This window comes from Pseudarthrobacter sp. MDT1-40-2, assembly GCF_059383595.1.
In genome coordinates this window covers 193,143-204,457 of sequence record NZ_JBWZCL010000005.1, presented here as the reverse complement: position 1 = coordinate 204,457, position 11,315 = coordinate 193,143, and the positions used below count along the sequence as shown (strand labels likewise).

Sequence of the window (11,315 nt, the reverse complement as noted above, 5' to 3'; positions counted from 1 at the left end):
TACTTCGCTTCGCCTCTATCCATGATGACTGGGACGGCTGACATTCAGCAGAGGGCCGCTAACACCAGGCTGCGCCATATATGCCTCAGGAGCAGCAAACTAGCGGGAACCCTACCGTCGAAGTCCCGTTTCAGGCCCGCGGTGAGAACGCTTTGACGGCGTGGGTGTTTCAGAGATCACTTTCAATGCGACCACCCCGACCAACACTGGCACGTCACGCCTCCGTGCAGGGGATCACGACTCCGCACGCTTCTGAAATCTTTGGTGGAACCGCTAACCCGTGCTCACGAGTCGCCCAGCGCTCGCCTAACAGTGCTTTCTACTCCAAGTCATCGACAATGCTCATGCATAGTTGTCCTACTGTGACCTGAGGTATCGGTAAATCGTGGCAGGGCCGACCCATTTCTTGAGCAATAGCACCCACCGGCACCCGTTGGGATCGGCGTTGATTGATGAGAAGCGCCTCCGCATCGTTGATACCCCTAAGCTTTCCGCCGATTCGACCTCGGGCGCGGGCAGCCGCTGGGCCTAACCACTTCTGCAAAGTACGGCGCAATCTCCGCATCGTTGTTTAGCAACTCACAGAGCATGTTGGCGCTGAGCAGTTCGTATAGGCCCTCTGGCAGCTGCTCAACTGCCCCTCCCCCGATGAAAAAGTTACTCACTGAGCCCGGCTATGTGTTGTCAAGCCCGAAGGCCAACGGCAACAAGCATGGACGAGGGTGACTCGCATTCTGTTCGCTCGAGCATAAGGTCCAGTTTGCTGTCTGCTGACTTACCCAGGGGCTAACACTGATGCTTCCGGTCGGTTCAGGACTCTGCACTACTGCTTCTTGAGAATTTGGACGACGGGGGCCTTGCGCCGAAGCTTTAGCCATGGCCGCCGCGACTCCTCGGACTTGGAGTTTTCAAGCTCCCGTCTTAGCGCCTCCTCGTAAAAGGCTAGCGAGTAGCTGATTGGGCATATTTGCGCTGCCCAGACATTACTTGTCCTGTTAGGTACAACCCAGTAATGAGTAGAACTGAGCCGATGAGCACAGAGAGAGGCACAGCCGGACCCTTGTCATCCTGGACAGATAGCAATGCGACCAATGGCAGTGAGACCGTAAGGGCTGCGAACTAGAGACCAGCCATTGGTCCAAGGCCGCCGCCTGAAAGGAGCGATGCCTCATGACGAAGCGTCCGCAGGACCTCGAACCGCTCCGCCGACGTATGGCATAGGAACGCCTCTATATCCTTTAATTCAACAGCGTTGCTCTTGTCGGGCTTGCCCTTACGACTTTTCATGGAATAAGCGTACCCGTCGCCATAACCTAACGTAGACATACTCCTACTCCAGAACCTCGAGGTCTAGGGCTCGATTGCCGCCGTACTATTATGTCTATATTCAAGTGACATGGCTCCCGCGGGACGGATGACTGGGGTAGTTTTTCAGGACCTCATTTCAGAAAAAATTCCCTCATGAAGTTTTAAACTTTTTGCTCTCCTGGGTTTGCGCAGCTTAGTAGAATAACAGAGACTTTTGGCAATCAGGATAACCTCGGCGGACGGCTCCGGATGGACTTTACCGCAATAGAAACTTCCGCAGCGAACGAACTACGAATTCCTGCTAGACATCAGTATATACCTGAATTTCTAGGTTTCTTGAGTACTTATCAGCATCACGGAGCGTGTTGATAACCTCCAAATCAGTAGGATTCCATGCGCTCAGGTTCGTCGACAGAATCAACTTATCAGCACGAAATCTCTTAGCCGCCAACAGCTTCTTTTGGGCCACTCGCCGCCGATTGGAAGAATTCGAATCAAGCATCGCATTTGTTTTGGCTTCCACAACGACAACCTGGTCATCAACTATCGCAAGCAAATCTATTTCAACTTCGGGTCGACTCGTCCCCGCAGGAATAAGTTCAATTTCACTAAGATCCATGTAGGTTCCCGCATCAGTCTGAAGTCTGGCAGCTGTTCGAAGGCATAGGTCACCGTTTTGGTCCCATAGGCTTCGCATCGATGCATGAAGGTCATAGAACCAAGGGGGCCCATCCTGTGAACCACGCCATCTTGCTGATTCAAAAATATTGCTGGCGCTACAGCGAGGACAACTGTAGGTTGTCCCCGCATCGGCCAATGGAACGAAAGAAACGTGTGGACAATCGCTGCAATCGAGTACAAAGCCTCGCCTCATCAGGCCTGCAACACACAATTTGTCGACTAGGCCCACCAAAGCGGCCTCATCCAGAACAAGCCTCTTCATCGCCGGCCACATCAAGTAAGGTTCTCCACTGAGTACAACGCCATCTTGCTCCGGAAATTGCTTCGCAGAAGTCACATCTCGGCGCACAGTTCTATAAGACTCGAGTAGCGGACGGCCTGGTCCGGTCGCCAGCTTACGAAGATGATCCCTGCCCCCGGCCCGGCTCGCTATGAGGTTGGCTGTCCTCCCTGCAGCAGAAGGCTGCACCTGGAGGTTGGCAGAAGATACTCGCGCTTCAGCCCATTCCAACAGCGACGGCACCCTCAGTATTGGCTTCACGACACGGTCCCGGAAGAGTGCTCCTGCCACTACGAAACCCATAGTCTGCGCCTGCCATGACAAGCCGGACCGACTGCGGCGAGGAAGATCCCAGATCTGTGCTCTGCCAGAAATGGTAAACAATCCCGGGCTAACGCCAACCCCAGGTGGAATGGGCCGGTTAATTTCCGAATCCACTATCCAGCGGGCATTCGAAAGTTGCAGGACGTCGGGAGGCAACGGGGTCGTCAGTGGATGCTCGGCGACAATTTGTCCTGACTCCATAAGTCTGGTCGGGACAACATGCTCGACGTTGATGCATTCGTCCACATACAAGTCTGTGCTGCCTTCGCGCTTGGCTGGAGGTCCCGTACCGAGCGTAAAGTCGGGTCGCAGGGGCCGGGCCGTTCCGTTAATATCTACTCGGACGTTACCCAAGGGGTTGCGCTGCAGCGCACCAGCAGCGGCCTCGAGTTGTTCAGCGGATAAGGAAATTGAAGTGCAGCTAGTCTTGCCGCCTGCCCTGCCTATGTCACCGAGGTGCCTCCACAAGGAATACTTCGTTAATCGCTCTCCCTGCAAATGCTCGAGCAATTGCGGTGTAAACCATAAGGCAAAGCCATACACTCTCTGGCTTAGGTAGAAAAGGCAAAAGTCGTTAGCGGTGTCACCTATGACAATCGGTCCTTTATACCGGGAGTAGCCCCGATTCATGCGGACCAGAGTCGGGGATTCAGCGTTCCAGCCGGAAGCAATGGGGCCGGACGTCCCAGGAACAAGAAAGTTATTGCTGCCTGCCTTGCCTAAAACTAGGTCCAAGAGCTCACTAACGCTGGGCTCCGGCCTAAACACTCCATCCGAAGCCTCCGGCGCTATCATCCCCTTGATTGCGCCTACGGCCAATGACAAGTCGGACTTCCACTGTGCCTGGCCGACCAAGATCCGCTTCTCAGCGGAGGCCAAGGCCAAAACTTGCGAATAATCTGTTGCCGCGATGTCGAGCTCAAGAAAGCTTTGGCTTGCTAGCCCCAATGGTTCATCAACTGTGACTAAGTGTCGGAACACGGCTAGCTTGTCCGCAAGCGTGTCGGCCACACGCGCTGAAGTCGGATCTTCAAAAGTTTGACCGGATTCGTCAAAGTCGCTCATCATCGACTGCAGCTTGTCTCCGGATAGCTCCACGTTGTTTTCGTCAACAAAGGACATAGCACCGGGAAATAACCGTAGAAGATCTGCGAGAGGATACTGCGGAGCAACGATGTGATCGGGATCAAAGTCCCGCAGCGCACTCCATATTTCGGAACAAATTTCTCCATCGTCATCATGTGGAATCAGGACATAGCCCTCCGAGCCCCATAGGGGCGTGATACCACACAATATATGGCGGACGGTTTCTCGCCAGTTGCTTGTCGATCGAAACACAAGAGCCACTCGAGGGCCCCGTAGGGACAAGCTGATCTTCTCATGCACGAGCTCTCCGCGCGTTACCATCTCATCCTCTCTCAATAATCTTCAAGCATCGCTAACAATATCCGTCTTGCGCCCTACCCATTTTGGCAACACTCCGGTTCACCAAAAAACGACCGGACGGCTTCGGTTCTGTACGTTCTCGATGTTTGTAACATCGATATCAAAATCTGAAACGTAGACTGCTGCTTTACGAATTTGAAAGGTCTTGTTTTCGCACAAGGATCACTTAGACTACAGCCGCCGCTGCCGCAACATCGGGAACGACTCCCGCACCCGGTCCACCGTCTTCAGTGGCACGTCCACCGTCCGCACCCCGGCCCCCAGCCCGAGGTCAGCTTCCACTACCCCATCGGGTCCACCAGCACGCTCCGCCCCACGGACACGGGCGGCGCCTGGCATATCCCTGCCACGTACACGCTGTTCTCAATCGCCCGCGCCGCATTCAGTGCCGGCCACTGTTCCGTCTTGTGCTCCCCCGGCACCCAGGAGGAGCAGACCAGCAGGACCTGCGCTCCGGCGTCGGTCAGTGACCTGGCCAGCTCCGGGAACCGCAGGTCGTAGCAGGTCATCAGCCCGAACCGCACTCCCCCGTACTCGAACACCACCGGGTCCGTGGACGGGCCCGGCTTGATGAACCTGGACTCCCCAAAGCCCTGCGCGTCAAAAAGGTGGATCTTCCGGTAAAAAGCCAGCCGGCCGCCGTCGGGCCCGTAAGCCACCAGCGTGTTGTACGCCCTGCCCGGCTCGTCCGGGGTCTCCACCACGCCCGTCACCAGCGCGATGCGGTGGCGGCGGATAATGGCGGCGGGCTCCCGGCAGACGGGTCCGTCCAGCGGCACGGCCACCGCAAGGAAGGTCGCATCCACCTTCGTCTTCTCGTAGAGGGCGTGCTCCGGAAAGGCGACCAGCGCGACGCCGCCGCGCGCTGCCTCGGCGGCGAAGCGGTCAATCGCGGTGAGGTTGGCTTGAATGTCGGCGCCCGACTCCAGCTGCCCCAGCGCAATCCTCACAAAAATTCCTTCCCTCGGCCTAACGGCTACCCACAAACAAACGGGTTCTGGCAGCTGCCTCGACCGTCGCCTTCGCCGCGGCCGTCATCTCGGGTGGCGAGGCCTTGAAGCCGCGGGTGATCAGGGCCAGGACCAGCGCTTCCAGCCAGCCAGGACACCCCCAGCGTAATGGCGTTGCTGTCCAGCCGGGAGAGCAGGTAGCGCAGATGTTGGCGCCGATCACCGGCACCACCACGTAGGACAGCGGGTTCAGCTGCTGCCCCGCCCGGCGCTGGTGCACATGGAGGGAACCTAACGGTCAGGACCGGAAAGACCCGCACTGCCGTCTAAGAACGGTAGTGCTCACCCAGCCTCGCCAGTCCCTCATCGATCGAAACAGCCGGGGCCCAGTCGAGGAGCTCCCGGGTTTCGCGCTGATCGAACCAGTGGGCCGTGGAGAGCTGCTCGGCAAGGAAGCGGGTCATCGGCGGCTCCTCCCGTCGCCCGGCCAGAATCCACAGTTTCTCCACCACTGCTCCCGCCGCCCGAGCGACCGCACCGGGCACGGACCACGTCGGTGCGGGGACGCATCCCGCAGCGCAGATGCCCGCCAGCAACTCGCCCACCGGCCGCGGCTCGCCGTTGCTTACCACCAGGGCCTTGCCATGTACGTGGTCCATGCGGTGCAGCGCAGCGACGATGGCTGCAGCGGCATTGTCCACGTAGGTGGTGTCGATCAGGGCCGCACCGGCGTCAAGCAGCGGCAGGCGGCCGCGTCCGGCGCGGGCCAGGACCCGCTCCACCAGTTGGGTATCTCCCGGGCCCCACACAATATGGGGACGCACCGCTGCAACCCGGAAGTCCGGACCGTCCGTTGTCAATGCCAACAGCTCCGCCTCGGCCTTGGTGCGTGAATAATCGCCGTGGGCGCGCTTCGGGTCCGCCGGCTCCGCGCCGAGCCCGGCGATGGCGGCGCCGGAATTGGCCACGGACGGCGAGGACACAAACACCATGTCCCGCACCCCGGCCACCCGGGCACAACGCAGCAGGCGGCGGGTCCCTTCGACATTTACCTCGTCGAACTCGGCCGCGCGGCCCGTGAAGGAAACCTTCGCGGCGAGGTGGATGACTCCTTCGGCGCCGTCGACTGCTGCCCGCAGCGCATCTTCGTCAGTGACGGACCCGCGGACGTCCGTGGCGCCGTCGACCCCTGAGGGACGGCGCTGGAAGGTGGTGACGTCATGGCCCTGGCGCACCAGCAGCCGGGCCACCTCTCCCCCAAGCAGGCCGCTGGCACCGGTGACGAGGACCCTCATGGCTTACCCGGCCTGCCGCCGGCCAGTACCCCCGCAGCCCAACGGGCCAGCCGCGTCCTGTCGATCTTGGCGTTGTGCCGGATGTCCATGGGCTGGGCGGGAACAACGAGCACAGCAGAAACCTGGACCCCTGCATCGAGGGCCGCCGCTCGGACACGTCCGGCAAGCTGCGGCTCGGCAGGACCGGCCTTCCGGGCGGGAGGAACGGTTTCGACGACGGCGACCACGGCCTGGGTGCCTGCCGGTCCGACGCCGGTGATCGCGGCCAGCCCGACGATGTCCAGGCGTTCGATGGCCTGTTCGGCGCCGACCGGCGTCACCACAGCACCGGGAGCCGTGACCACATGCGCGAGGCGTCCTTCCAGCCAGAGCCGGCCGGCGGCGTCGAAGTGCCCCACGTCGCCGGTGCGGTGCCAGCCGGGCACGCTCGAGCTCTCCCGTTGGGTCAGCCAGAGCCTGGAATACGCTTCCTTGACGTGCGGGGCGCTGACCAGGATCTCGCCCGTCAGGCCGGGCTCGGTCACCGGTTCCGTTCCGGGTGCGGTGCCGTCGGCCGCCAGCGGGATGACGGCCACCCGGGCGCCGTGCACCGGCCACCCCACGCACACGCCGTTGCCCGCTCCCGCCACGGCGCCGGGAGTCTCAGTGCCCGCGGCAGCGTCGGCGTCGGCGGCCTGGATCTGCTCGAGGCTGATATTGGTGACCGGCAGCGCCTCGGTCATCCCGTACGGGGTATGCAGCGAGGCCTGGGGCAACAACCGCTGCACCTCGGCCAGCAGCGGCTCGGGAACGGGCGCACCGGCAGACAGCAGCACCTCAACACGCCCCAAGGCTTCCTGCCCCGCGGCGCTCAGCCCGTCCCGGGTGGCAAGAACATTGCGCAGCGCGGCCGGCGAGGCGAAAACCACCGTGGCGTCAATCGCCGCGGCGGCGTCAGCCAGTGCGCTGGCCGTCAGGGTGCGGGGCGCGGTGACGTCCATGGCCGGCGTCACCGACACCGCCCCAAGCGCCGGTCCCAGCAGGGCAAACGGGGCGAAGCCCGCCACCAGCCGGGCACCGGAACGGATTCCGAAGGTGGCCGCCACCGTGTCCCGCATCGCCGCCAGCTGCCGGTGCGTGTACAGCACGCCCTTGGCGGGGCCGGTGGAACCGGAGGTGAAGAGCACGGCGGCCGGGGCATCCGGACCGATGCTCTCCCCGGGCTGCGATGCATCGGGGCCGGCACCGGAACGCCCCAGGGCGTCGAGGGAATGTTCGACGCCGAGCACCCGACGGCGGGCGGCCGGAAGGTCCCGCACGCTGATCCGCCGTCCCGGCCAGCCGAGCACCGAGGCGGCCGCGAGCGCCTTGTCGATACCGATGAGAAAATCCGGGGTTGCGCCTTTCACGGCGCGGCTAAGGCCTTTGGTTCCCAGTCCGGCGTCGGCCACCACCACCACGGCGCCCAACCGGAGGCAGGCGTAGAGGGCTACGGTCAGGTCCACTCCGGGCGGAACCATCAGGCTCACCCGGCTGCCGGTTCCGACGCCGGCGTCCAGCAGCCCCGCGGCGAGGTCCAGGATGTCCCGGTCCAACTGCTGCCAGCTGAGCGAGCGGGCCACGGTACCGTCCGGCGCCATCTCGGCGACGGCGGTTTCTGCTCCCGCCGGACCTTCGGCCTGCTGAGCGAGCGAGTCCCACAGCGGCCGGAAGGCTGGCGGCTCCGGCTCGGCTGTACCGCCCAACTCCCGGCCGCCGGATAGTGCGCCTTCTCCGGCTGCGGATCCGCCGTCGCCGGCACCGCCCGCGCCAACGTTCCCGGCAAGCCACTGGAAAATCGGCGCGGCAATGTTCCGGTCCTCCGCCACGAGATGGCCGGCGCCTTCGAAGCGGTGCACATCGGCATGCGGAAGCCTGGTGAGAAGGTCCTTGAGGTACCGGTCGGAAAAGATGGGGTCCCGGGGGCCCCAAAGCATCAGCGCCGGAACCGTCAACCCGTGCAGCCCTTCCGCCACTGCAGTGAGCCTCGAAAAGCTGGGGTGGCCGGCGTCCACGGGAATGTCCGCCACAAAGTTTCCGACCCCTGCCCGGCGGGAGGCTCCGCGGTAGGGCGCCATGTAGGCCTCGCGGACGTCCGCGGCCAGCGGCGGGTGGGCCAGTGAGTGCGTCACCCGCAGGAACGCGTCCGACGTCGTGGTTCCCCACCCGTGAACCGCCGGGTGCAGGGCAAGCCGCAGGGCCGGCGGGATAGCGGCGTCGGTGGGTTGGTGGACTGCGGTGTTGGTCAGGACGACGCCGGCGAGGTGCTGCCGGTGCGCCAGCGCCCAGCCCAGGCTGATCGCGCCGCCCCAGTCGTGGCCGACAGTGACCACGGGCCCGGTCAAACCGAGGGCCTCTGTGAGGTCGCCCAGATCGTTGATGCGGTCAGCGAGGCGCCGGAGGGTGCCGGTGCGTTCCGAGTAGCCCATGTCCAGCTGGTCCACCGCCACCACCCGCCACGGATGGGCGGGATCCGAGCCGGCGGCCAGCAGCGTCCGCCACAGGTAGGACCAGGTGGGGTTGCCGTGCACGCACAGCAGGGTACCGGCCGGAGTGAGGCCCAGGCGGGCGAGCTGGGCGCCGTTGTCCAGCAGATGCCAGCGGCGCACTGTCTGGCCTCGGGATGCATCGGCGTCGGACGTTGACGGCACCTCAATCTCGCGCGACCATTCCGGGTCCACGCCGGGCCAGTTGGCGGTTACCAAATGATCTCCATCATGGCGGTGTTCAGCCCGGAGCCGACGCCCATACACAGGACCCGGTCCCCCGCTTCGAGGGATTGCGCCTCGGCGGCGAGGGTCATGGGAAGGGAAGCCGGGCCCACGTTGCCCCAGTACGGGAACGTGATGGGCACCCTGGCGGGGTCCAGGCTGATGGCGTCGATGATGGCCTGCGTGTACGCATTGCTCACCTGGTGCGTGACGTAGCGGTCCATGCTGGTCCAGTCCCACTCCGCCCCGGCTTCAGTCCAGGCATCGACCACCAGCTGCAGGCCGCCGTCGAGCAGGCCCTTCGTGTCCGTGGTCATGCCGTCCAGGCCGCCCACGCACAACTCGTGGTGTTCGGTGCCGGCACGCATCACACCGCCCACGATTCGGTGCGCCCCGGGGTGCTGGTCCGCCGGACCCAGGACGGCGGCAGCAGCTCCGGAGCCCAGGGTGAGCGTGGCAAACTCCCGGTTGAAGTCTTCCCGCGTGGTTTCGGGCCGCAGAAGGCGGGCGAGCGTGGCTTCCTGCGTGGCCTCGGCGTCCTCGGCGTTGACGATCACCGCGTATTTGATCTGCCCCGAGTCGATCATGCTGGCCGCCAGGGTCATTCCGTTCACGAAGCCCAGGCAGGCGTTGGCCAGGTCAAAATTCATGGCCGACGACGGCAGGTTCAGTCCGTGATGGATCTTTACCGCGACGGAGGGTTCCAGGTTGCGCCGCGTCACCGAGGTGTTGATCAACAGGCCGACGTCGGCCGCTTCAACGCCCGCCTCGGCCAGGGCTTTCGCACCGACTTCGGTGGCAGCATCATCAAAGGAGGTCCCGGCCGCCCACCAGCGGCGGTGCGTGACGCCGGCAACGCGTTCAAGCAGCCGGGGCGGGAAGTTCAGGCGGCGCAGGGTCGGAGCCAACCTCTGGTCGAAATCCGCAGAACTCACGATCCTGGGGGCCTCGATACTGCTGACCGAGAGCAGCGCGGTGTTGCTGTGCCGGAAGGTTGCATTCCCTGCCAATGAAAGGCCCCTGTTCGTTTCGTTCTACCTGCGATGCGGGAACTTTACCCGTTAGTAGGCGTTCGATAAGCATACTGAGGAGACCGGCGTCAGCGTTAACCTGCACTCCAACTCCCCGTCCCCTGCCTGCCATCTGCCCTCACTAGCGTTGACGGGTCACCGGCCTCACCGGCCGCCCCGATGTTCCCTGGAGGAAACACGCATGCGCACCATCCTGACTGCAGCGGCAGCCGCCGCCCTTCTCGCCACTATGGCGGGTCCCGCCGTCGCGGCGCCGAACGCCGAGGCCGGAACGCCGTCGTCGAACGCTGCCGGAACCGCCACATCCGCCATCAAGACGAACGAACGCAACGGGTCCTTTGACCTGCAGAGCCACCGCGGGGGCCGCGGCGAGTGGACCGAGGAATCCCTGGCCGCGTTCGCCAACTCGCTGGCCCTGGGCGTGACCACCCTGGAACTGGACACCCACCCGACCGAAGACGGCAAGGTGATCGTCTGGCACGACGACACCATCCAGACCGCCAAGTGCGTGGACACCGCCCCGGCCACCGCCAGCGACCCCGAGTTCCCTTACGTGGGCGACCGGGTGGCCAACCTGTCCCTGGCGCAGATCAAGACGCTCAACTGCGGCTACGTGCAGCTGCCCGGCTACCCGGAGCAGGACGTCATCGAGGGCAACCGGATTGCCGAACTCAAGGACGTCTACCAGTTGGTCCGCGACGCCGGTGCCGCCAAGGTCCGCTTCAACGTCGAAACCAAGGTAGAAAGCAGCGAGATCGGCGGCGCCGGCATGGAGTCCCTCACCCGCGCAGTCGTTGCCGAGATCCAGGCCTCAGGCATGGTCTCCCGCACCACGCTGCAGTCCTTCGACTGGTCCTCCCTGAACCTCACCAAGGAGATCGCCCCGGAACTGCCGCTGGTAGCCCTCTCCAGTGGAGACGCCTGGATGGGAGTGGGGCAGCCCGGCGCCAGCCCCAACCTGGGCGGCATCGACATTGACGACTACGACGGTTCCCTCGCCAAGGCGGCAGCAGCACAGGGATACGACGTCGTCTCCCCCACGTTCCGTTCGGTCACCCCACAGATGATCGCCGAAGCGCACGAACTGGGCCTGCCCGTCATCCCGTGGACCGTCAACACCACCGCAGACATGGCCCGCCTGATGAACCTGGGCGTGGACGGCGTCATCACCGACTACCCCACCCGGCTGCGGACGCTCATGGAAGAACGCGGACTGAAGCTGCCGAAGGCGTACGAGGTGCGGGGGTAGAGCCCGCGTTCGCCGGGTCTGG

The 11,315-nt window shown here is 63.5% G+C and carries 8 protein-coding genes; 2 read left to right on the top strand and 6 right to left on the bottom strand.

The genetic code is table 11. The features are described from left to right. Positions 1–406: 406 nt before the first annotated feature. Entirely contained in the window at positions 407–532 is a 126-nt protein-coding gene (locus AC50X5_RS14930; RefSeq protein WP_494976855.1) for a hypothetical protein, read from the top strand. A gap of 1,077 nt (positions 533–1,609) precedes the next feature. Here the strand turns inward: AC50X5_RS14930 and AC50X5_RS14925 are convergent. The 6 genes from AC50X5_RS14925 to AC50X5_RS14900 form a co-directional block, all read right to left on the bottom strand. Further along, positions 1,610–3,715 (bottom strand): hypothetical protein, encoded by a 2,106-nt coding sequence (locus tag AC50X5_RS14925; protein ID WP_494976854.1) that lies wholly within the window; start codon positions 3,713–3,715, stop codon positions 1,610–1,612. A gap of 605 nt (positions 3,716–4,320) precedes the next feature. Beyond that, positions 4,321–4,989: a nitrilase-related carbon-nitrogen hydrolase gene (locus tag AC50X5_RS14920; RefSeq protein WP_494976853.1), complete on the bottom strand. Its 669-nt coding sequence runs from the start codon at positions 4,987–4,989 to the stop codon at positions 4,321–4,323. Between the two features lie 19 nt (positions 4,990–5,008). Continuing rightward, on the bottom strand, positions 5,009–5,269 hold the full coding sequence (locus AC50X5_RS14915; protein WP_494976852.1) for a hypothetical protein: 261 nt from the start codon (positions 5,267–5,269) through the stop codon (positions 5,009–5,011). A 46-nt stretch (positions 5,270–5,315) separates the two neighbouring features. After that, on the bottom strand, positions 5,316–6,284 hold the full coding sequence (locus AC50X5_RS14910) for an NAD-dependent epimerase/dehydratase family protein (protein ID WP_494976851.1): 969 nt from the start codon (positions 6,282–6,284) through the stop codon (positions 5,316–5,318). Further along, positions 6,281–9,007, bottom strand: a complete 2,727-nt coding sequence (locus AC50X5_RS14905) for an alpha/beta fold hydrolase (RefSeq protein ID WP_494976850.1) — start codon at positions 9,005–9,007, stop codon at positions 6,281–6,283. The genes AC50X5_RS14910 and AC50X5_RS14905 overlap by 4 nt, the downstream gene beginning before the upstream one ends. Then, entirely contained in the window at positions 9,001–10,023 is a 1,023-nt protein-coding gene (locus AC50X5_RS14900; RefSeq protein ID WP_494976849.1) for a 3-oxoacyl-ACP synthase III, read from the bottom strand. Before AC50X5_RS14900 ends, AC50X5_RS14905 begins: the two co-directional genes overlap by 7 nt. Positions 10,024–10,225: 202 nt before the next feature. Between AC50X5_RS14900 and AC50X5_RS14895 the strand changes: the two genes are divergently transcribed. Continuing rightward, positions 10,226–11,293 (top strand): glycerophosphodiester phosphodiesterase family protein, encoded by a 1,068-nt coding sequence (locus tag AC50X5_RS14895; RefSeq protein ID WP_494976848.1) that lies wholly within the window; start codon positions 10,226–10,228, stop codon positions 11,291–11,293. Positions 11,294–11,315: the final 22 nt, after the last annotated feature.

Excerpts from the sequence above, each read along its gene's own strand:
- AC50X5_RS14925 (WP_494976854.1), bottom strand. The coding sequence starts at position 3,715 with ATGTCCTTTGTTGACGAAAACAACGTGGAGCTATCCGGAGACAAGCTG.
- AC50X5_RS14910 (WP_494976851.1), bottom strand. The coding sequence starts at position 6,284 with ATGAGGGTCCTCGTCACCGGTGCCAGCGGCCTGCTTGGGGGAGAGGTG.
- AC50X5_RS14895 (WP_494976848.1), top strand. The coding sequence starts at position 10,226 with ATGCGCACCATCCTGACTGCAGCGGCAGCCGCCGCCCTTCTCGCCACT.